General features: G+C 72.5%; 19 protein-coding genes. 10 read left to right on the plus strand and 9 right to left on the minus strand.

The window, feature by feature from the left end; translation table 11 throughout:
* Both ACTWPV_RS12960 and ACTWPV_RS12965 read left to right on the plus strand, forming a co-directional pair.
* Positions 1-1,083, plus strand: a complete 1,083-nt coding sequence (locus ACTWPV_RS12960; RefSeq protein WP_347642523.1) for a sensor histidine kinase — start codon at positions 1-3, stop codon at positions 1,081-1,083.
* Positions 1,080-1,685, plus strand: coding sequence for a response regulator transcription factor (locus ACTWPV_RS12965; protein ID WP_443151926.1), 606 nt, complete (start codon positions 1,080-1,082; stop codon positions 1,683-1,685). The genes ACTWPV_RS12960 and ACTWPV_RS12965 overlap by 4 nt, the downstream gene beginning before the upstream one ends.
* Before the next feature lie 30 nt (positions 1,686-1,715).
* Here the strand turns inward: ACTWPV_RS12965 and npdG are convergent, their stop codons facing one another.
* Complete coding sequence (npdG, locus tag ACTWPV_RS12970) at positions 1,716-2,369, minus strand: NADPH-dependent F420 reductase (protein ID WP_443151927.1); 654 nt, start codon at positions 2,367-2,369, stop codon at positions 1,716-1,718.
* Between the two features lie 97 nt (positions 2,370-2,466).
* The gene (locus tag ACTWPV_RS12975) at positions 2,467-3,609 is read right to left on the minus strand and encodes a lipase family protein (RefSeq protein ID WP_443151928.1); all 1,143 of its coding nucleotides are present in this window, start codon (positions 3,607-3,609) and stop codon (positions 2,467-2,469) included.
* A 175-nt stretch (positions 3,610-3,784) separates the two neighbouring features.
* On the opposite strand from ACTWPV_RS12975, the gene ACTWPV_RS12980 reads away from it, so the two are divergent.
* Entirely contained in the window at positions 3,785-4,363 is a 579-nt protein-coding gene (locus ACTWPV_RS12980) for a hypothetical protein (protein ID WP_443151929.1), read from the plus strand.
* A gap of 13 nt (positions 4,364-4,376) precedes the next feature.
* Entirely contained in the window at positions 4,377-5,021 is a 645-nt protein-coding gene (locus tag ACTWPV_RS12985) for a cyclase family protein (protein ID WP_443151930.1), read from the plus strand.
* On the opposite strand, the gene ACTWPV_RS12990 is transcribed toward ACTWPV_RS12985, so the two are convergent.
* Positions 5,018-5,194 (minus strand): hypothetical protein, encoded by a 177-nt coding sequence (locus ACTWPV_RS12990; RefSeq protein ID WP_347642517.1) that lies wholly within the window; start codon positions 5,192-5,194, stop codon positions 5,018-5,020. The genes ACTWPV_RS12985 and ACTWPV_RS12990 overlap by 4 nt on opposite strands.
* Before the next feature lie 32 nt (positions 5,195-5,226).
* On the opposite strand from ACTWPV_RS12990, the gene map reads away from it, so the two are divergent.
* Positions 5,227-6,075 carry a type I methionyl aminopeptidase gene (map, locus tag ACTWPV_RS12995; protein ID WP_347642516.1) on the plus strand — a complete coding sequence of 283 codons (849 nt, stop codon included), beginning with the start codon at positions 5,227-5,229 and terminating at the stop codon, positions 6,073-6,075.
* Between the two features lie 18 nt (positions 6,076-6,093).
* Here map and ACTWPV_RS13000 read toward each other — a convergent pair whose 3' ends face one another.
* The 4 genes from ACTWPV_RS13000 to ACTWPV_RS13015 all read right to left on the minus strand — a co-directional run bounded on the left by ACTWPV_RS13000 (position 6,094) and on the right by ACTWPV_RS13015 (position 10,621).
* Positions 6,094-6,483 carry a sensor histidine kinase gene (locus ACTWPV_RS13000; protein ID WP_347642515.1) on the minus strand — a complete coding sequence of 130 codons (390 nt, stop codon included), beginning with the start codon at positions 6,481-6,483 and terminating at the stop codon, positions 6,094-6,096.
* Positions 6,484-6,691: 208 nt separating this feature from the next.
* Positions 6,692-8,668, minus strand: coding sequence for a cytochrome c oxidase assembly protein (locus ACTWPV_RS13005; protein WP_443151931.1), 1,977 nt, complete (start codon positions 8,666-8,668; stop codon positions 6,692-6,694).
* Positions 8,665-9,261: a copper resistance CopC family protein gene (locus ACTWPV_RS13010; protein ID WP_443151932.1), complete on the minus strand. Its 597-nt coding sequence runs from the start codon at positions 9,259-9,261 to the stop codon at positions 8,665-8,667. Before ACTWPV_RS13010 ends, ACTWPV_RS13005 begins: the two co-directional genes overlap by 4 nt.
* A gap of 76 nt (positions 9,262-9,337) precedes the next feature.
* A complete protein-coding gene (locus tag ACTWPV_RS13015) occupies positions 9,338-10,621 on the minus strand; it encodes a helix-turn-helix domain-containing protein (RefSeq protein WP_347642512.1) in 1,284 nt (427 codons plus the stop codon).
* 62 nt (positions 10,622-10,683) lie between these two features.
* Between ACTWPV_RS13015 and ACTWPV_RS13020 the strand changes: the two genes are divergently transcribed.
* The gene (locus ACTWPV_RS13020; RefSeq protein ID WP_347642511.1) at positions 10,684-10,818 is read left to right on the plus strand and encodes a hypothetical protein; all 135 of its coding nucleotides are present in this window, start codon (positions 10,684-10,686) and stop codon (positions 10,816-10,818) included.
* A 238-nt stretch (positions 10,819-11,056) separates the two neighbouring features.
* Complete coding sequence (locus tag ACTWPV_RS13025) at positions 11,057-13,855, plus strand: BTAD domain-containing putative transcriptional regulator (RefSeq protein WP_443151933.1); 2,799 nt, start codon at positions 11,057-11,059, stop codon at positions 13,853-13,855.
* Positions 13,856-13,859: 4 nt separating this feature from the next.
* On the opposite strand, the gene ACTWPV_RS13030 is transcribed toward ACTWPV_RS13025, so the two are convergent.
* A complete protein-coding gene (locus ACTWPV_RS13030) occupies positions 13,860-15,428 on the minus strand; it encodes a helix-turn-helix domain-containing protein (protein WP_443151934.1) in 1,569 nt (522 codons plus the stop codon).
* A gap of 94 nt (positions 15,429-15,522) precedes the next feature.
* Between ACTWPV_RS13030 and ACTWPV_RS13035 the strand changes: the two genes are divergently transcribed.
* Genes ACTWPV_RS13035 through ACTWPV_RS13045 form a run of 3 tightly spaced genes read left to right on the plus strand, consistent with a single transcriptional unit; the run spans position 15,523 to position 19,374 of the window.
* Entirely contained in the window at positions 15,523-17,721 is a 2,199-nt protein-coding gene (locus ACTWPV_RS13035) for a molybdopterin cofactor-binding domain-containing protein (protein WP_443151935.1), read from the plus strand.
* Complete coding sequence (locus tag ACTWPV_RS13040; protein ID WP_347642507.1) at positions 17,705-17,938, plus strand: EF-hand domain-containing protein; 234 nt, start codon at positions 17,705-17,707, stop codon at positions 17,936-17,938. Before ACTWPV_RS13035 ends, ACTWPV_RS13040 begins: the two co-directional genes overlap by 17 nt.
* A 56-nt stretch (positions 17,939-17,994) precedes the next feature.
* The gene (locus ACTWPV_RS13045) at positions 17,995-19,374 is read left to right on the plus strand and encodes an NCS2 family permease (RefSeq protein WP_443151936.1); all 1,380 of its coding nucleotides are present in this window, start codon (positions 17,995-17,997) and stop codon (positions 19,372-19,374) included.
* On the opposite strand, the gene ACTWPV_RS13050 is transcribed toward ACTWPV_RS13045, so the two are convergent.
* Positions 19,371-20,306: an excalibur calcium-binding domain-containing protein gene (locus ACTWPV_RS13050; RefSeq protein ID WP_443151937.1), complete on the minus strand. Its 936-nt coding sequence runs from the start codon at positions 20,304-20,306 to the stop codon at positions 19,371-19,373. The genes ACTWPV_RS13045 and ACTWPV_RS13050 overlap by 4 nt on opposite strands.
* Between the last annotated feature and the right edge of the window lie 47 nt (positions 20,307-20,353).

Below are 20,353 nucleotides of genomic sequence, written 5' to 3' on the forward strand. Positions count from 1 at the left end.
GTGGTCTCGTCATCCGCCAGGCGGCTCGCGACCGGGCTGATCGTCGGCGTCGCATGCGCCTACACCATGATCGCGCTGCTCTACTTCCAGCACGGCGCGGGCTACGGCGTGCTGGCCGCCATCGCGATCACGGCCGTGGTCACCACCTACTCCGTCAACATGCGTGCGGCGCTGCGCGATGGGCGCCCGCCGCTCTTCCCTCTCACGCTCGTCCTCCAGGCGGTCGCCACCTACCTGCCCGAGCTGCTGCCCGGCGGCTGGTCGGCCGTGGCGGCCCCGATGCTGGCCGGGACCCTGCTGGTGTTCCTGCCGCTGCGCTGGGGCGGCGCGCTGGTGGGGCTCATGATGGTGTACGAGGGCGCCGTCCTCTCCCTCAGCGGGGCCGTGCCCGTGATCGTCGCCTTCTACGTGGTCACCGTGCCCACGACGGGCGCGATGACGTACGCGCTGGTGCGCTTCGTCCGGGTGACGGTCGCGCTGGAGGAGGCCAGGGCGGAGCTGGCGGACGCCGCGGTGCTGAAGGAACGCCTGCGCATCTCCCGCGACCTGCACGACGGGCTCGGCCGCAGCCTCACCGCGATCGCGCTCAAGGGCGACCTGGCCGCCCGCCTCATGGACCGCGACCCCGGCTCGGCCCGCACGGAGGTGGGGCAGCTGGTGCAGGTGGCGAGGGAGGCGGCCAAGGACGTGCGGCAGGTGGCCAAGGGCTACCGGGCGCTGTCGCTGGCCGGTGAGGTCGACAAGGCGGTGGCGCTGCTGGAGTCCTCCGGGGTGGCGGCGCAGGCGCATCTGGCCGACGTACCGCTCCCCAGGCGTTCCGAGGAGGCGCTGGCCTGGGCGGTGCGCGAGGGGGTCACCAACGTCCTGCGCCACAGCAGGGCCACGACCTGCACGATCACCACGTCGCTGCACGGCGGGACGCTCCGCCTCGAAGTGGCCAACGACGGCGCGCCGGCCGGCTCGGAGCCGCGTGGCGGCGGGCTCACGGGCCTGGCGGAGCGGGCCGCGCAGGCGGGTGGCTCCTGCGCCGCCACCTCGACGGGCACCGGCGGCTTCCTGCTGGCCGTGGAGGTCGCGGCATGATCAGGGTGCTGCTGGCCGAGGACATGCACATGATCCGCGCCGCCCTCACCGCCCTGCTCGGCCTCGAGTCCGACATCGACGTGGTCGCGGAGGTCACCCGCGGCGACGAGATCGTGCCGAGGGCCATGGAGGTCCGCCCCGACGTCGCCGTCGTCGACATCGACCTGCCGGTCGTCGACGGCATCACCGCCGCCGCGGCGTTGCGCGAGCGCCTGCCGTCCTGCCGGATCCTCGTGCTCACCGCCATGGGCCAGCCCGGGCACGTGCGCAGGGCGCTGGCCGCCGGCATCGAGGCGTTCCTGGTCAAGGACGCCCCCGGCGACCGGCTCGCGGACGCCGTCAGGCGCACCGCCGCCGGGCTGCGCGTGCTGGACGCCGAGCTGGTCTCGTCGGCCATGGAATACGGGGAGAGCCCGCTGACGCCCAGGGAGTCGACCGTGCTCAGAGAGGCGGCCGGAGGCGCGTCCGCCGAGGACATCGCCTCCCGCCTGCACCTGTCACCCGGCACCGTACGCAACTACCTGACCGGGGCGATTACCAAGACGGGCGCCCGCAACAAGATCGACGCCATCCGCATCGCCGAGGACGCCGGCTGGCTCTGAGCCGGAACCCCGGCGCGCGCCCGCCGCCGGTCAGATGTCGGTGATGCGCAGTCCGGCGTGCGCCTTGTAGCGGCGGTTGACGGAGATGATGTTGGCCGTCAGCGCCTCCACCTGGCAGGCGTTGCGCAGCCGTCCACCATAGACGCCCCGCACTCCCGGGATGGCCTCGGCCAGGGCCTGCACCGTGCCGGTGGCCTCGCGGTCGTCGCCCAGCACCAGCACGTCGAGGTCGACCTTCTCCACCGACGGGTCCATCAGCACGACGGCCGACACGTGGTGGAAGGCCGCCACCACCCGGCTGTCGGGCAGCACCGCGGCGGCCTGCTGCGCGGCGCTGCCCTCCTCGACGGGCAGCGCGTACGCCCCCTGCTTGTCGAACCCGAGCGGGTTGACGCAGTCGACCACGATCTTGCCGGCCAGCTCGGCGCGCAGGGACTCCAGCAGTGCTTTGTGCCCTTCGTACGGCACCGCGACGATCACGAGGTCCGCCTGGGAGGCGACGGCGGCGTTCTCGTCGCCCGTCGCACCCGCTCCGATGGAGTCGGCCGCCTCCTGGGCTCGCTGGGCGCTGCGCGACCCGATCAGCACCGGATGCCCCGCCAGCGCGAACCGCCGCGCCAGCCCTTTGCCCTGGTCGCCGGTGCCGCCGAGGATGCCGATGGAAAGCCCGTTAACGTCAGTCATAGCCAGATCATGCCAGCTCCACCCCGCCGGACCGGCAGCCGGGCTCGCCGCAGGCGAGCCCGGCGTGAAGGAGCGCCGGTGAGCACGGCCCGGCGGGTCAGCAGTTGCCGGACGCGGGCAGCCCGTACATCCGCAGCGCCAGCCACTCGATGGCCAGCGGCCCGCCCTCGACGGCCCCGGTGACGTGGTCGGGCGCGGGCAGCGACACCCAGCGCACGGTCACCCCGGCCCGGCAGTACGCCGAGCGCAGCGTCGATCCCACCGACAGCGGGATGATCTCGTCCCCGGTGCCGTGGTACAGGAACATCGGCACCTGCGGGGCCGCGGACCCGAGCCGGTTCTCCGCCAGGCGCGCCTGCCACTTCGGCTGGCCGAGCAGGTCGATCGGGCTCAGGTCGGAGAAGCGGAGCCCGGCCAGCCTGTCCAGGTCGCCCACACAGTCGTCGGCGGCGTCGGCGAGCAGCGCGCGGCCCCGGTCGTTGAGGTCGGCCTCGAGGCCGAGCTCGGGGTAGGCGGCGTCGAGGCCCACACCGGCGGCCGCGGCCAGCCCGAAGTCGTCGCCGCCGTCGAGGTGGTTCGCCACGGCGTGCAGGTCGGCGGGGACGCCGCCGGCCGCGACGCCCTTGAGCCGCAGCTCGGGCGCGTACGCGGGCTGCAGCTGGGCGGCCCAGCCGGCGGACGCGCCGCCCTGGGAGTAGCCCATGACGGCGACGGGCGCCCGGCTCGACAGCCCGGAGCCGGGGACGCGGGTGGCCGCCCTGATCGAGTCGAGCACGGCGTGCCCCTGCGAGATCCCGGCCATGTACGTGTGCGGCCCGGGCGTGCCGAGCCCCTCGTAGTCGGTCATCGCCACCGCGAACCCCTTGAGCAGGAACAGGCTCACCAGCGCGAGCTCGGCCTCCCGGCCCTGGCTCATGGCGGCGGAGGGGGCGCACTGGTCGCCCAGCCCGTGGGTGCCGACGGCGTACCCGACGATCGGGCGCGTGCCGAACGGGTAGCGGCCCTTCGGCACGAGCAGCGTGCCGGAGACCGTGTTGAGCGAGCCGGTGGCGGAGGTGGAGCGGTAGAGGACGTGCCAGGCGTTGACCGGCACCTCGAGCAGCCTGCCCGGCAGCAGGTAGACGGTGGTGGGCTGGGCCGAGACCACGTCGCCGGGGGTCGCGGCGCGGGCGGGGGTGGCGATGAGAGACATGATCGATAACAGGATCACTGACATGCTGACGCGGACACGAAAGGTCATGTGCCGCCCCTCTCCTTGAGGATCACACGCTCGGGGACGGCGGCGCCGCGAGCCCGATCGTTACTCGCAAGTAACCCCCTGTCAAGGCCCGATTTGACCGATAAATCCACCTCGTGTCCGCACGCCACTCCCGAATCAGCCACCCCGGAAGTACGACGTCAGGCACCATGGATGAATGGACTCAGGATCGGTGGCACTCCTGCGCGAGCTCCTGGCCGACACCGGCTGGATCGACCGCGCGCGCGAGCTGGGGCTCGCCCTGCGCGCCACCCGCTCGCCCGGCGGCCTGCTGCTGGTCGGCCCTCCCGACGACGAGCCCTGGCACCTGACGGCGCATCTCAGCGACGAGGCCCGATACTCCGGGCTGACGCAGCTCTCACCCACCCTGGTGCGCTGGACACCGCCGGCCGACGCTCCTCCCCACCTGCGTGTCGGCCTCGACCGCCTGGAGCGGGCGGCCCGGGGCGAGACGTTGTTCGTGCTGGCCGAGGAGCAGGCCCCGGTCCCGCTGCTCGAACGCGTCGACGACGCGCGGCGCACGGGCGCGACGATCCTGGCGATCGAGGGCGGCGACGCCGAGCTGACCGGCCTCGCCCATGACGCGATCGCGGTGCCGCGCGGCGGGCTGGTGTCGTTCGACGGCGCGCAGCACCTGGTGAGCGCGGCGGCCGGCGAGGTGGAGCGGCGTCCTGGTCTGCGCGAACGCCTGGCCCGGCTGCTGGAGAAGGTCAGCGGCCCTCAGATGACCGACTAGTAGGAGGCGCCGCGTGATCGTCGAGCTCAGCCACCGCATCGTCGAGGGGATGACCACCTATCCCGGCATCCCCGCTCCAAAGCTCGGGGTGCACCTGAGCCGGGAGGACTCCCGCAGCTTGTACGCGCCGGGCACGGAGTTCCACATCGGCGTGATCACGCTGGCCGCCAACACCGGCACCTACGTGGACACCCCGTACCACCGCTACGCCGGCGGCGACGACCTCGCGCGGGTGCCGCTGACGAAACTGGCCGACCTTCCCGGCCTGGTGATCCGGGCCGGAAGGCAGCGGGCGGTGCCCCTCGACCGGGCACTCGACGTACGCGGCCGGGCCGTGCTGATCCACACGGGATGGGACCGCCACTTCGGCACCGGCGCCTACGCCCAGGGCCACCCGTACCTGGCCCCCGAGTCGGCGGCCTGGCTGGCCGAGCAGGGCCCGGCGCTGGTCGGGATCGACTCGCTCAACATCGACGACACCCCGCCGCACGGCGAACGCCCCGCCCACTCGATCTTGCTGCGCGCGGGGATCCCCGTCGTGGAGCACCTGACGGGGCTGGGCGCGCTGCCCGACGAGGGCTTCCGCTTCCACGCCGCGCCGCCGATGGTCGCCGGCCTCGGCACGTTCCCCGTCAGGGCCTACGCGGTCGTGCCCTAGTCGTCCTCCTCGTCGGCCTCATCCCATGCCTTGTTGCGGTCGGCGGCACGCTGCAGCGCCCCGGCGGCCTCCTGCTCGGACGCGTAGGGCCCCATCCGGTCCTTGTTGGGGCACCCCTTGTCGGGCTCGACCCTCATGTGCTTGAGGCAGAACCACCACTGGCCTTCGCTCACGAGGTCAATTCTGCCCCGTAGACTCATGTTTCATGACGACACTGCTCCAGCCAGGGCGAGTTTCGCCCATGCGAAAGGTCCCCGCCCACATCGAGCGGCCGGAGTACGTCGGCAAGAAGCGCCCCACCACCGGCGAGTCCGACGTGAAGACCCCCGAGATGATCGAGCGCATGCGGGTGGCGGGCAGGATCGCCGCCCAGGCGCTCGAAGAGGTCGGCAACAACGTCCGGCCGGGCGTCACGACCGACGAGCTCGACAGGATCGGCCACGAGTTCCTCATCGACCACGGCGCCTATCCGAGCACGCTCGGCTACAAGGGCTATCCCAAGTCGCTGTGCACGTCGATCAACGAGGTGATCTGCCACGGCATCCCCGACGACACCGTCCTGCGCGACGGCGACATCGTCAACGTCGACATCACCGCCTACATCGGCGGCGTCCACGGCGACACCGACGCCACCTACCTCGTGGGCGAGGTCGACGAGGAGTCGCGGTTGCTGGTGGAGCGCACGCGCGAGGCGATGACGCGCGCGATCAAGGCGGTCGCGCCGGGGCGGCAGCTCAACGTCGTGGGCCGCGTCATCGAGGCGTACGCCAAGCGGTTCGGCTATGGCGTCGTGCGCGATTTCACCGGCCACGGCATCGGCACGAGCTTCCACTCCGGCCTCATGGTCCCCCACTACGACGACCCGTCGTTGCGGGTGGAGCTGGTGCCCGGGATGACGTTCACGATCGAGCCGATGCTGACGCTGGGGACCATCGACTACGACATCTGGCCCGACAAGTGGACCGCGGTCACGAAGGATCGCAAGCGCACCGCCCAGTTCGAGCACACGATCGTCGTCACCGACACGGGCAGCGAGATCCTCACCTTGCCCTGACCGCGCTCCGAGGCACCGTCACCGGCGCATGGGCACCACCCCGGTCACCGTGGTGCCCTCTCCGGGCACGCTGTTGACCGACAGGCTCCCGCCGATCTCCGCGAAGGCCGCCCGCATCCTGGCGATCCCGCGCCCCGTCAGCGGCGCGGGATCACCCTTGCCGTTGTCGCTGACCGTCATGCGCAGCCCGCTCCTGCCCGCGGTGACGGCGATGGAGACGGTCTTGGCCCTGCTGTGACGCTCGACGTTCGACAGTGCTTCGCCCATCGCGGCCATGACACCGCGTGTCACGCGCGACGGCACGTCCGTGGCGGGCAGCGCCCAGGTCTCGACCTCGATCCCCGTGCGCTCCGACCACTCGATGAGGCAGGCCTCCAGCGCCTCGGCCAGGCTCTGCCCCCCGCGCATCCGCGTCTCTTCCGACAATGGTCTCGCCTCTCTTGGCACCCCGGGCTCGCGCCGCACCCCACTCCGGCGCTCCCAACCGCGCGGCACGCAATCCCCCCTCAAGGTTGCGTATGCCAGCGAATGAGGTTATGCCCGTCTCCCCTGGAAGTCAGGCTACCCGGCGGTCCTGTGGCGCGGACGGAGAAGATAGAAGGCCGTGTCCGAACGGCTACTCGCCCTTGTCAGCACGGTTGAGACGGGCGAGATAGGCGTTGTAGGAGTCGAGCTCCGGGTCTCCGGCGCCGGAGCGGTCGGCCCTGCGGTCGGTGCGCCGTGCCTGCCGGTCGTCGTCCTGATACCACTGCACCGCGATGGCCAGCAGCACGATCAGCGTCGGGATCTCGCCGAACCCCCACGCGATGGCCCCGCCGTCGCGCTGCGTCTGCAGCAGCGTGTCGCCCCAGGGGCGGCCGAGCTGTTCGTACCATCCGGAGGCGATCACCGCGCCCATCATCATCAGCGCGATGCCGAAGAACGCGTGGAACGGCATGGTGACGAAGAGCATCAGCAGCCGCCAGACGTGCGGGAGCCGGTGGGGCCCCGGATCGACCCCGACGATCACCCAGAAGAACAGGCACCCGCTGATGAGGAAGTGCAGGGTCATCCAGATGTGCCCGAGATGCTCCTGCATGGCCGACTCGAACAGCGGCGTGAAGTAGAGCGCGTACGTCGACGCCACGAAGATGGAGGTCGGCACCAGGGGATGCGTGACGACCTTGGTGAACCGGCTGTGCAGGATCGTGGTGATCCACTCCCGCGGCCCGCGATCGCCCCTCTTCGATGCGGGCTTGAGCGCGCGCAGGGCCAGCGTGACCGGCCCGCCGAGCACGAGGAAGATCGGCACGACCATGGAGAGCGTCATGTGCTCGATCATGTGCACGTCGAACATGACCTTGGCGTAGCGGGCCAGCCCGCTCTGCGTGGCGAACACCAGCAGCGCCACGCCGAAGAACCAGGACGCGGTGCGGCCCCACGACCAGGCGACACCGCGCCGTGCCAGCCGGTAGACGCCGGCTCCGTAGAGCCCGGCCAGGACCGCGGCGACCACGGCGAAGAACAGGTCGAGCCACCACAGCGTGAACACGTTCGCCAGCGACAGCTCCGGCGGCATGGGGAAGCCCAGCAGCTCGAACGCCCGGTCGGCGGGCACGACGACCTCGGGCGGCCGCGTGCGCGACAGCGCCACGGCCAGCCCGACGGTGGCGAGCATGAGCAGCGTCTCGCCGCCCGCCAGCCGGGTGAAGGCCCGGGGCCGGCCGGCCGCGAGGTCGGCCAGCGTGCGCTGCCTGTGCCAGTAGCCCACGTAGCCGAGCAGCACGAACGCCACGATCTTTGCCACGGCCAGCAGGCCGTATTCGGACGTCCACAGGTCGGAGACCGCGCCCAGCCGCGCCACCAGGCTGAACAGCCCGGACAACCCCACGCCGACGTAGCACCACACCGCCATCCGGGAGAACCTGGCGGCGGCCACCTCCAACTGCGGCTGACGGCGCAGCGCGTGCGCGGCCAGCACGACGAGCCCGCCCACCCACAGAGCGAGGGCGAGCAGGTGGAGCGCCACCGACGAGGTGGCCAGGTCGTGGTTGGGCGAGGAGGCGCTGTGCCCGGTCAGCGGCGCGGGCAACATCGTCGCCAGCGCGAACACCAGCAGTCCCGCGGCGGCTCCCGCGGTGATGGCGCCGCGGGAGAACAGCGCGATCGCCACCCCGAACAGCACCACGAGCGTCAGCGCCACACCCTGCGTGGTCTGGGTGGCGTAGCTGGTCAGGATGGTGCGCTCGAGGATCTGCGGCACGGTCCTGCCGATGGACTCCGCGGCCCCGAAGAGGATCGCGAGGAACGCCGACCCGGCCCATGCCAGCGCCGACCACGAGCTGGCCTTGACGTAGTCGACGGCGGTCCCGCCGAGCACGCCCTTGTCGTTGGGCAGCAGCGCGGCGGCCATCAGCAGCAGGCCGACGGTGAGCACTCCGGACGCGTCCATGAGGAGCTTGGACAGCGGCAGCCCCCACCTGACGACCGCCCCGGCGTCGGGCAGCCCGGGAATGATCTTGGGAAAGGCGCTGCCTCCGGCCATCATGCCGATCACCAGGGCGGCGATCGCGGCCCCCGCGCCGGCGAGCGCGAGACGCGCCGCCCGGCTCACGGCTTCTTCTTCCGCGCGCTGAGCAGGAAGCCGATGCCGATGCCGACGAGCGCGCCGATCACGATGATCAGCCAGACCGGGAACATGGCGTCCTGCCCGGCCGACGCCTGCTCGGCGTCCGGCGACGAGGCCGCGGGCGCGGCGGGCTCGGACGCGACGCTGCTCGCGGGCGCGGGCGCCTGGCTCGTCGCCGCCTCCTCGCTGGGGCTGGGACTGGGGGACGGCGTCTGCGCCCCCTCGACCCGGAACGGGATCTCCCCTTCGATCGGATGGCCGTCGGAGGACACGACGCGATAGGCGATCGTGTATTTCCCGTCGGGCAGCGGACCCTTGACCGCCTGGCGCACGACCGCGCCGTCCAGCTCGGGCTTGCCGAGCTGGTGCTGGTCGTCACCGGGCCCCCGCACGATCACGAACGGCATGCGCACCTTGGCGGTGAACTCGAGCTCGACCTCGTCGAGGGCCTTGACCTCGGCGCCCTTGGCCGGCGAGCTGCTCTTGAGCGCGTCGTGGGCCAGGGCGGGAGCGGCGCCGGACACGAGCAGGGCGGCGGTGAGAATCGCGGCGAGCACCGCGAACGAGGATCTCTTCATGGCACCTTCAAGGCTACCGACGCCGCTGCCCGGTCCGGACCCCGATGTATGGGCCCCCTGGACGGGCCGGTGCCGCCTACAGACCCGCGCAGGCCAGCGCCCGCTGGTAGGCCTCGACGGCCCCCTCCGCGTCGCCCAGCTCTTCGATCGTCTCGGCCGTGGCCAGCCAGGTGGAGGCGGAGCGGCGGGAGTCGGGCAGCGGGGTCAGCCAGTCGCGCACCGACGCCACGTGACCTGCGGCCTCGGCGGAGCGCCCGACGGAGCCGTAGGCCCGGCCGAGCAGGAGGTTGGCCTCGGCGCCCAGCACGTGCCCGTACTCGGGGACCAGGCCTCTGCCGATCTTGGCGTGCTCGACGGCCTTGTCGAGGTCGCCGGTCATGTATTCGGCGTAGGCCAGTTCCACGTGGACCCGGGCCTTGTCGATCGTGCTGGTGGAGGTCTGCTCGAACTCGGCGACCGTCGCGCGCAGCTCGTCGCGCACGGCGCCGGCCTCGGCGGGCCGTGCCTTGAGCCGCTGCTGCAGGAGCGCGAGGCGCATCCTGGCGACGCTGCGCGGATGGCCGTTCTCCAGTTGCACCGCCATGGCCCGTTCGGCGAAGGACAGCGCCTCCTCGTTGTGGCCGGTGTTGTAGGCGACGTTGGAGGCCATCCAGTTGGCGGCCACGATGGAGCGTGGCGTGCCGAGCGCGTCGGCCGCGTTGAGCAGCTCGGCCGCGAACTGGCGGGCGCGGAGCAGGTCGCCCCGGTGCATGTAGGCCGACAGCAGGGTCGCGGCCAGCTCGACGAGCGGATCGGTCCACGGCAGGCGGGCGCTCCCGCCCAGCATCTGCTCCCCCACCGTGACGGCTTCGGTCAGCCGCTCGCTGTCGCGGTAGGCGCGGCACAGCACCATGGCGACCTCGATGCGCCGCTCGGGCGACAGCTCCTCCTCGCGGAGCCCGAGGAGGATGGAGATCGCCTCGTCGAGGTCGCCGGCCGCCTCGGTGGCGAGGGCCAGCCCGAATTCGGTGTCTTGACGAAGTGTGGGCAATCCTGTCAGGTTGCTGTTGGCCAGCAGCTCGCGGAACCGGGTGCGGGCCTCGGCGACCTCGCCGTTCTCGAGCGCCAACCGTGCGTAACCGAGAGCCAGCTCGATGTCCTCCATCTGCTCGGCGGTCACACCGTTGATCAGATAGGACAACGAACACTCCAGTTTCTGGGCCAAGAGCTCCAGAACGGCAGGAGTCGGGGTACGCTTGCCACTCTCGATCAACGAGACGTAGCTGTCCGACAACTCGGGATGCGCCAGCTGTGCCTGTGACAGGCCGCGTTGTCGCCGAACTGTCTTGATGCGGAGTCCGACCAGGTCAGATGTGGTCACAGTCGTCGCTCCCTGAGAAGATATAGTCCGAGCAACCCCCACATAGGCGAGGGAGAACCCCCATGCGTATGCGTATTGCCCTGTCGGCACTGGTCACCGCGATGATGGTCGCTGCGGCCCTTGCGGGCAATGTTACGGCCGCGAGTGCCGAAATGTCCCCCGTCGGAGCCAATCAGGATTCCAGCGACTGCTGCTGAGGTCGCCCGGCCAGAGGGGCACATTCCCGGCGTCGGGGGCGCGTACACCGCACCTCGCTCCCGACAACTCCCCGGGACGATGAGGCACGCCCTCGTCATGTGTGCCCCTCGACCCCGCTCCGAAGTGTTCCTCCAGCCCGGCCTTGATCCAGGATTTTATCCGGCGCCGTCTACATTTGATCTACAGTGATCGCTTCGACGACGCCGGCTCGGGGCGATCAAGGAGCGGGGAGGTCGCGTGAGCGAAGAGATCTACATCCGCCTGCTCGGCGCGGTCACCGGTGAGCGGCAGGCCGAGCCCATCGATCTCGGCCCCGCCCGGCAACAGGTCACACTCGCACTGCTCGCCTCCGTCCCCGCCAGGCCCGTCCCGATGCACCGGCTCGTCTCCGGCATCTGGGGCGACGACGCCCCGCGCAACGCCGAGCAGAGCGTCTACACCTACATCTCCGGCTTGCGCCGCGCCTTCGAGCCCTCGCGCGGCCGCCGCGAGCCCTCGCGGTTGTTGTCGGGCACGTCCGCCGGATACGTGCTTCAACTGCGGCCAGGGCAGGTGGACGCGGTGCTGTTCGGCGAGCGCGTCGCCGAGGCACGCAAGGCGCAGCGGAGCGGCGACGACCTGCAGGCCGTGCGCGCGCTCGACCAGGCCCTGCGGATGTGGCGCGGCATCGCGCTGAGCGGCCTGTCGGGCCCGTTCGCAGAGCAGGAACGCGACCGCCTGGAGCAGCTCAGGGTGTCGGCGATCGAGCAGCGCGCGGAGAGCCTGCTGCGCCTCGACCGCCACGCGGAGCTCATCGAGGAGCTGCGCGACCTGACCCGCCAGCGCCCTCTGCGCGAGCGGGCCCGCGAGCTGCTCATGACGGCGCTCTTCCGCTCGGGGCGCCAGGCGGAGGCCCTGGAGACCTTCGAGGAGGGCCGCGCCGTCCTCGCCGAGGAGCTGGGCCTGTCCCCCGGCGAGGGGCTGCGCAGGTGCCACGAGATGGTGCTGCGCGCCGACACGGCCCCGCTCTCGCCGCCGGCGCCGCACCAGCTGCCGCGGCGGCTGGCGGTGTTCGTGGGCAGGGCGGATGAGACCGGCCGGCTGAAGGAGCGGCTGGCGCCCGGGCACGACGCGCCGCCCGCTCCCCTGGTGATCATCACGGGCTCGCCGGGCGTCGGCAAGTCGGCGCTGGCGGTGCAGGTCGCCCACCTGGTGGAGGAGCGGTTCCCCGACGGCCAGCTCTACGTCAACTGCCGGGCCGCCACGCCCGAACTGCCCGCGCTCACCGCCCTGGAGGTGCTCGGCCGCTTCCTGCGCGCGCTCGGCGTGCCGCCCCACGCCGTGCCCTCCGACCTCGACGAGGCGGCCGCCGTGTGGCGCAGCCGCCTGCACGGCCGGCGGGTGCTGGCGCTGCTCGACGACGCCGGGGACCTGGCGCAGATCCGGCCGCTGCTGGCCACGCCGTTCGGCAACTCGCTGCTGGTGACCAGCCGCGAGACCATGACGTGGGGCGACGACTACTTCCAGCTGGAGCTGGACCGCATGTCCCACGCGGAGTCGGCCACGATGCTGGCCGGGCTCGCCGGCGCGGGCCGGGTGGCGGCGGACGCTGGGCAGACGGCGAGCCTGGTCCGGTTGTGCGAGGGCCTGCCGCTGGCCCTGAAGATCGCGGGCGCGCGCCTGGCCGCCCGTGCCGACTGGACCGTGGCGACGCTGGCCGCCCGGCTCAGCGACGAGCGGCGGCGCCTGCACGAGCTCGCCGTGGGCGACCTGGCGGTGCGGTCCAGCCTGGCGGCCGGCCACACCGCGCTCGAACGCGGCCGCCGGGCCGTCGACCGGCAGGCCGCGCGCATCCTCGCGCTGCTCGGCCTGCTGCACGTGCCAGAAGCGACCGCCGAGGTGGCGGGCGCGCTGCTCGGCGTGCCGCCCGCCGAGGCGGAGCCGGGGCTGGAACGCCTGGTCGACGCCCACCTGCTCGACCGCGCCGGCCACGGCCGCTACCAGCTGCACGACCTCGTCCGCCTCTTCGCGGGCGAGCTGCGGCCGGACGGCGCCACGGACGCGCTCATCCGCGTGTTCTCCTACTACGCGGCCTCAGCGCGGCTGGCGAGCAGCGTCATCGACCCGCACCGCGTGCAGACCGCCGCCCCCGTGGACGCGGTTCCCCATCAGGTCTCCGGCTTCGAGGAGGCCAAGGCGTGGCTCTACGAGGAGGAGCCCATCCTGGTCGCCGCGGCCGCCCAGGCCATGGGCTCTCCCGACGAGGCGATCGCCAGGCTGGGGATCAACCTCGCGTTCGGCCTCGCCTGGCACCAGCAGCGGACCTACGACATGACGACGATGCTCGCGCTGAACACGCAGGCCCTGCGGGTCAGCGAGCGGCTCGGCGACGAGACGAACGCGCAGCTCGCCCACGACCACGTCGCCAACGCCCTGCGCATGACGGGCCGCACCGACGAGGCCGTCGCCCATCTGCGGGCCTCGCTGGCGATCGCCAGGCGCCGCGGCGACGCCTTCGGCGAGCAGCGCGCGATGGGCAACCTCGCCGTCGTGAACATCTCGGGCGAGCGCTTCGACGAGGCGCTCCCGTGGGCCGAACGCCAGCTCGCCCTGGCCAGGAGCATCGGCTCGCGGGTGGGCATCCGCTACGCGCTGCTGATGACGGGCAACGCCCACTGCGGCGCAGGGCGTCCCGAGAAGGCGTGTGAGCCCCTCCACGCGGCGCTCGACGACGCCCAGGAGGCAGGCGACCTCACCCATGAGGCGCAGATCCGCATGGGGCTCGGGGAGACCCATCTCGCCATGGGCCGGCCGGAGGAGGCGCTGGAGCAGCTCGTACGAGCCTCCGAGCTCATGACGCTGGTCGGCTACCGGATCGGGAAACTGCGCTGCCTGGTCGGGCTGTCGTACACGCACCGGGTCATGGGGCGACCGGACCGGGCGCTCGCCTGCGTGACCGAGGCGGCAGGCTTCGGCGGCGCGCTCGGCAACCCGCGCTGGGAGCGGCGGCTCGCGGAGGAGCAGGCGGCCGTGCACGAGGCGCTGCACCAGGTCTGATCCGCTAGCGCGGCGGGCCCGTGTCCCTGAGCGCGAGGAAGAAGTCGACCCGGTCCGCCATCGCCGACAGGTCCCTGCCGGTCAGCTCCTCGATCCTGCGGACGCGGTAGCGGACGGTGTTGACGTGCACGTGCAGCCGCTCGGCGCAGGCGTTCCACGAGCCGGCGCAGTCGAGGTAGACGCGCAGGGTGCGCACCAGCTCCGACTGGTGCGTGCGGTCGTAGTCGAGCAGCGGCGCCAGCAGCCGGGCGGTGAACGAGCGGCGCACGTCGGCCGGCACGGTGGCCAGCAGCAGCGCGTGCGTGTAGATCTCGTCGCTGGTCACCACGCCGCCGGCGCGGGCCTCGGCCAGCCGTCTGGCGTGCCGGGCCTCCTCGACGCCGCCCTTGACGGCGGCGGCACCGGTCAGGGCGCCGCTCAGCCCGACGCTGACGCGCGTGTCCGGCAGGGCGGACAGCACCCGGACGCCGGCGCGCAGCCGGCCGGCGACCTCGGAGGCGGTGCGCTCGCGCAGCGGCACCACGGCGACCGCGCCCTCCGCCCGCGCCGCAGGATCCACCGCTGGGTCCACTCCCGGGTCCGCCTCCGGGCCCACCCCTGGTTCCGCCCCCGGGTCCACCGCCGGAACCACCGCCGCGACCGCCTCGCGGCCGAGCAACTCCTCGACGACCCGGCCGCCGAGCGCGGACGGGCCGGGGACGCCCTGCCCGGACACGGTGGCGTTCACGATCGTGTACGGCTCCGCCGCGCCGATGCCGCACGTCCGCAGCCTGGCGTTCAGCTCGGGCAGACCGGCCCCGGCGAGCGCGGCGGCGACGAGCTGCTCGACCAGGCGACGCTCCACCCTGCGCCCCTCCTCCATCCGGCTGCGTTCGAGCGCCACGCAGGCGGCCAGCTCGTAGCCGACGTCGGCCCGGCCGAGCAGGTCGCCGTCGCAGGCCAGCGCCCAGCCCGCGGCCCGGTTGCCGCGCCCGACCGCGAAGACCGTGGTGGCGCCGGCGAGCGCGGGCAGCCGGGGCGCCGTCAGGTACGCCGTCGCGAGGCGCACCGGGTCGTCGGCCGCGCCGACGAGGACTTCGCCCGACGCGGACACGACGGCGCCGGTGACGCCCAGCTCGGCGGCGGTCAGCCGGAACAGCTCGGGCAGGTCCGCGCCCTCGGCCATGGCCGCGACGAGCCTGCGGTGGCTGCCGAGCGCCTCGCGGACGTCCCCGGACAGGCGGGGCACGACCAGCTCGCCCAGCGTGCGGAAGGACACCTCGGTCGGCACCTCCACCAGGGGCAGCCCGGCGGCCCTGCAGGCGGTCACCAGGTCGCCGGGCACGTGGCCGAGCCAGGCCTGCCCGGCCCCGAGCGCGGCGACGCCGGCCTCGGCCAGCGCGGCCACGAAACGCGCCGAGTCGCCGGGCTCGTGCCACCACATGAGCCCGGTCAGGACCAGCTCGCCGCCGCCCAGGTAGCGCCCGGGCTCGGGCAGGTCGGTGATGTGCACGGTGCTGAACTCGCGGGCGGGGTCGCCGGCGAGCAGCGTGAGGCGCAGCTCCTCGATGGCCAGCAGGTCAGAGATCCGCATTTGGAGGAATATACAAGCAGGTGTGCACAACCGCTGACCCGGATTTGACTCCGGGCGCATAGGACGGAACCGGCGGCGGTGCTCTACTCGGAAGATGACGGAGACGGCGAGCACCACCACCGCGGGACAGGGCGTCGGTGAGAGCGCGCGGCGGCCGGACGCCGTGCTCAAGGTGACCGGCGAGTTCGCCTACGCCTCTGACCTGTGGCTGGACGGCATGGTGTGGGGCGTGACGCTGCGCAGCCCGCACCCGTCGGCGTGGATCCGCTCGATCGACGCGGGCCCGGCGCTGAAGATCGACGGGGTGCTGGCGGTGCTCACGCACGAGGACGTGCCGGGCGCCAAGTTCTTCGGGCTGGACCGCAGGGACCAGCCGGTGCTGGCCATCGACCAGGTCCGCTACCAGGGGGAGCCGGTGGCGCTGGTGGCCGCCGACCATCCGGAGACGGCCCGCAGGGCGGCTGCCGCGATCGTGGTGGACTACGAGGTACGCGAGGCGGTCACCGACCCTCGCCAGGCCAGGGACGTGGTCCGCCACCAGCCGGTACGCCGGGGCGACACGTTCGAGGCGGAGGTCGTCGTCTCCGGCGAGTACGAGGTCGGCATGCAGGACCAGGCCTTCCTCGGCCCGGAGTCGGGGCTGGCGGTGCCCGCCGAGGACGGCGGCGTCGACCTGTACATCGCCACCCAGTGGCTGCACGTGGACCGCGACCAGCTCGCCCCCTGCCTCGGCCTGCCGCACGACAAGGTACGCCTGACGCTGTCGGGAGTCGGCGGCGCGTTCGGCGCGCGCGAGGACCTTTCCATGCAGGTGCACGCCTGCATGCTGGCCCTGCGGCTGAACCGCCCCGTGAAGATCGTCTACGGGCGCGAGGAGTCGTTCTTCGGCCACGTGCACCGCCATCCGGCCCTGATGCGCTACGAGCACGGCGCCACCCGCGACGGCCGGCTCGTCTACGTCAAGGCGGACATCCTGCTGGACGGCGGCGCCTACTGCTCGTCCTCACCCGCGGTCGTGGGCAACGCCGCCTCGCTGGGCGTGGGGCCGTACGAGGTGCCGAACGTGCGTGTGGACGCCACCGGCGTCTACACCAACAACCCGCCGTGCGGCGCGATGCGCGGGTTCGGCGCGGTGCAGGCGTGCTACGCGTACGAGTCGCAGATGGACCGCCTGGCGGAGGCGTGCGGCCTGTCGCCGGTCGAGATCCGCGTCCGCAACGCCGTCGCGCAGGGCTCGCGCCTCATCACCGGCCAGCTGATCGACGCTCCGGCCCCGCTGGCCGCGATGTTGCGCGACCTGGAGTCGATGCCGCTGCCGCAGGGGCCGCCCGCCACGGACCTGCGGGCGCTGCCGGGCGGCGTCTCGCAGACGACCCACGGCGAGGCGGTGCGCCGGGGCGTCGGCTACGGCGTCGGGATCAAGAACATCTGCTTCTCCGAGGGCTTCGACGACTATTCCACGGCCCGCGTGCGTGCCGAGCTGGTCGGGGGCGAGCCGCACGTCACCGTGCACACGGCGGCGGTCGAGGTGGGCCAGGGCCTGGTGACGCTCCAGGCGCAGATCGCCCGCACGGAGCTGGGCATCGAGAATGTCACCGTGGCCACCGCCGACACCGCGGTCGGCTCGGCCGGCTCGTCGTCGGCCTCCCGGCAGTCGTACGTCACCGGGGGCGCGGTGCGGGCGGCCTGCGAGGCCGTGCGGGAACGGTTCGGCGGCCGGCCCGCCCGGGAGGCGCTGGAGAGGTCCGGGCCGATCGAGGAGACGCGTGAGTACCGGCACCGCCCCACGTACCCGATGGATCCGGTCACGGGGCAGGGCGACTCGCACACGCAGCTCGCGCTCTGCGTGCACCGGGCGGTCGTGGACGTGGACGTGGAGCTGGGCCTGGTCAAGGTGGTCGAGCTGGCGGCCGTGCAGGACGTGGGCCGGGTGCTGAACCCGCAGGCGCTGGAGGGCCAGATCCACGGCGGGTCCGCGCAGGGGCTGGGGCTGGCGCTGATGGAGGAGATCCAGGTCCGCGACGGCCTCGTGCTGAACCCGTCCTTCACCGACTACCTGATCCCCACCATCCTCGACATGCCGCCCATGCAGATGAAAATCCTAGAAAATCCAGACCCTGCGGCCCCGTACGGATTGCGCGGCGCCGGCGAGCCTCCGACCCTCTCCTCCACCCCGGCCATCGCGGCGGCGGTGCGCGCGGCGACCGGCCTCCGGTTGACTCGCGTTCCGATTAGGCCAGAAGATATCGCCTTGTTCGACAACGGGGAGGTTTCTCATGGCAAGCGCACGTGAGGCGGCCGAGGCGGAGTTCCGGCGTTTCGACGCCGACGGCGACGGCCTGCTGACCGCCGCCGAGATCCGCCAGGCCAACGAGGCTCTGGGCGGGCTGGGCGCGTCCGAGAGCGAGATCGAGGCGTTCATCGCGTCCGCCGACAACGACGGCGACGGGACGATCGGGCTCGACGAGTTCGTCGGCCTGGTAGGCCACGGGCGGCACGAGAAGGCGTGATCTCGTCCCCCGCCGGGTAATGGCCCGGCATGCCCCCTGATCGTTGGGGGGATGGCGTGCTCGACAGGTTCTTCGAGCTCACCGGGCGGGGGACCACCGTCGGCCGTGAGGTGCGTGGCGGGCTCACGACGTTCATGGCCATGGCCTACATCATCCTGCTCAACCCCATCATTCTGGCCGGCGCCAGGGACGTCACGGGCGCCCGGCTCTCGATCGCCGAGCTGACCACCTCGACCGCCCTGGCCGCCGCCGTCTCCACGCTGCTGATGGCCGTCGTCGGCAACGCCCCCTTCGGCCTGGCCGCCGGGCTCGGGCTGAACGCGGTCGTCGCCTACCAGGCCGCGCCACACATGACGTGGGCGCAGGCCATGGGCCTGGTGGTGCTGGAAGGCCTGGTGATCATCGTGCTGGCCGTGACCGGCCTGCGCACGCTGATCATGAACGCGATCCCGCTCGCGCTCAAGCACGCCATCAGCGTGGGGATCGGGCTGTTCATCGCCCTGATCGGCCTGGTGGACGCCGGGTTCGTGGCGGCGGGCGAGGGCACGCCCGTGCAGCTCGGCGCGACCGGCCACCTCGCGGGCTGGCCGGTCACGTTGTTCTGCTTCGGCCTGCTCCTGATGATCGTCCTGTACGTCCGCAGGACCCCGGCCGCGATCCTCATCAGCATCGCCGTCACCGCCGTCCTCGCCATCGTGGTGAATTCGCTGGCCACCATCCCCCCGCAGGCGTGGGGCGTGGTCGCGCCGCGCGTGCCCGAGTCGCTGGTCTCGGCGCCGGACTTCGGGCTCGTCGGCGCGTTCGACCTGTTCGGCGGCTTCGCCAGGGCAGGGGCGCTGACGGCGACCGTGGTGCTGTTCACGCTGGTGTTGTCCGGCTTCTTCGACGCCATGGGCACGATCATCGGCGTCAGCGACGAGGCCGGGCTGATCGACGAGCGCGGGCAGGTGCCCCAGCTGGGCCGGATCCTGACCGTGGACGGCGTGGCCGGCATGGTGGGCGGCTCGGCCAGCGCCTCGGCGAACACCGTCTTCGTGGAGTCGGCCGCCGGCGTCGGCGAGGGCGCGAGGACCGGCCTGGCCAGCGTGGTGACCGGGGCGCTGCTGGGCGTGACGCTGCTGTTCACGCCGCTGGCCGGGGTGGTGCCCGCCGCGGCGGCCGCACCCGCGCTGGTGCTGGTCGGGGCGCTGATGATGATGCAGAGCAGGAACGTGCCCTGGGACGATCCGGACCTCGCCGTGCCGGCGTTCCTGACGATCGCGCTGATGCCGTTCACCTATTCGATCACGAACGGCGTGGGCGCCGGAGTGATCGTCTACACCCTCATCAAGGCGGCCAGGGGCCGCTTCTCGGAGATCCCGTGGCTGCTCTGGATCGTCTCGCTGGTCTTCCTGGCCTACTTCGCCATCGACGGGCTGGAGCAGCTGTTCACCTAACGGATGTCGGCGCTGTTGCAGGCCACGCCGTTGCGGTCGACGTCGGTGTACCAGCCGTATTCGGCGTGCGTGCCCTGGTAGTAAGGGCCGTCGCCGGCGGCCACGGCCTCCTTGCAGCTCGCGTAGCGGCGGTCGGTGGAGCGCGCTGCGCCGGTCTGCGTCGTGCCGGTGCCGCCGGTCTGGGTCGTCCGCGGAACGCCGGTGGAGGTGGGCCCGGTGGAGGTCGGCCCGGTGGAGGTGGACCCGTTGGAGGTCGGCCCGGTGGAGGTGGGGCCCGTGGACGCGGGGCCGGTCGGAACGGGATCGCTGGAGGCAGGGCCGGACGGGGTCGCGCTCGGCGTGCCGCCCAGCAGGCGCGCCACCAGCGCGTCGGCATCCTCCTTCGTGTATCCCGCGATGCTCATGCTGTCGCCGTCCATGTGCTGCGTGACGATGGGCGCGGCCAGCACGGTCTTGGGCACCTCGGGCTTCTCCGGCGCCAGCACGACGGCGACCTGCCGCTGCTCGGGCACCTGCTCGTCGATGAGCTGGACCAGCCGCTCCTTGAACGCCGGCGCGATCGCGATGCGCACGGAGTACTGGCCGTCCCTCTCGCGCACCGGCTCGATCTTCTGCACGGCGCCGACCGTGACGCCGTCCTCAAGGAGGTAGCAGGTGGTCTGCTCGGCGTCGAGCACGGCGGGGTCGCCGGGGCAGGGGGCGGGCTTGGCCTCCCTGACGGGGGCGAAGTGGATCGGCACGGACAGCCGCGTGGGCGGCGTGCCGCCTAACAGCGGGGTGTCGGGACTGCGGGTCATCAGGACCGCGACCGTGCCGAGCACACCTGCCACGAGCACGACGAGGACGAGCGAGACGATCAGCACGATGGTGGTGAGCCTGCTGGCCTGCGGCTCTCCCGGGTCCGCGGGTGGCGGCTCTTCGGGTTTGTCCATCGATGACGACCTCATCCTGACGTTCGGGATGCGGGTGAGCTTATCGA

Source organism: Nonomuraea sp. KM88 (genome assembly GCF_052245635.1).
Lineage (GTDB): Bacteria > Actinomycetota > Actinomycetes > Streptosporangiales > Streptosporangiaceae > Nonomuraea.

Bases quoted from the DNA above. Each gene is read 5' to 3' on its own strand.
- ACTWPV_RS12965 (WP_443151926.1), top strand. From the start codon at position 1,080: ATGATCAGGGTGCTGCTGGCCGAGGACATGCACATGATCCGCGCCGCC.
- npdG (WP_443151927.1), bottom strand. From the start codon at position 2,369: ATGACTGACGTTAACGGGCTTTCCATCGGCATCCTCGGCGGCACCGGC.
- ACTWPV_RS12975 (WP_443151928.1), bottom strand. From the start codon at position 3,609: ATGACCTTTCGTGTCCGCGTCAGCATGTCAGTGATCCTGTTATCGATC.
- ACTWPV_RS12980 (WP_443151929.1), top strand. From the start codon at position 3,785: ATGGACTCAGGATCGGTGGCACTCCTGCGCGAGCTCCTGGCCGACACC.
- map (WP_347642516.1), top strand. From the start codon at position 5,227: ATGACGACACTGCTCCAGCCAGGGCGAGTTTCGCCCATGCGAAAGGTC.
- ACTWPV_RS13000 (WP_347642515.1), bottom strand. From the start codon at position 6,483: ATGCGCGGGGGGCAGAGCCTGGCCGAGGCGCTGGAGGCCTGCCTCATC.
- ACTWPV_RS13010 (WP_443151932.1), bottom strand. From the start codon at position 9,261: ATGAAGAGATCCTCGTTCGCGGTGCTCGCCGCGATTCTCACCGCCGCC.
- ACTWPV_RS13020 (WP_347642511.1), top strand. From the start codon at position 10,684: ATGCGTATGCGTATTGCCCTGTCGGCACTGGTCACCGCGATGATGGTC.
- ACTWPV_RS13030 (WP_443151934.1), bottom strand. From the start codon at position 15,428: ATGCGGATCTCTGACCTGCTGGCCATCGAGGAGCTGCGCCTCACGCTG.
- ACTWPV_RS13035 (WP_443151935.1), top strand. From the start codon at position 15,523: ATGACGGAGACGGCGAGCACCACCACCGCGGGACAGGGCGTCGGTGAG.
- ACTWPV_RS13040 (WP_347642507.1), top strand. From the start codon at position 17,705: ATGGCAAGCGCACGTGAGGCGGCCGAGGCGGAGTTCCGGCGTTTCGAC.
- ACTWPV_RS13050 (WP_443151937.1), bottom strand. From the start codon at position 20,306: ATGGACAAACCCGAAGAGCCGCCACCCGCGGACCCGGGAGAGCCGCAG.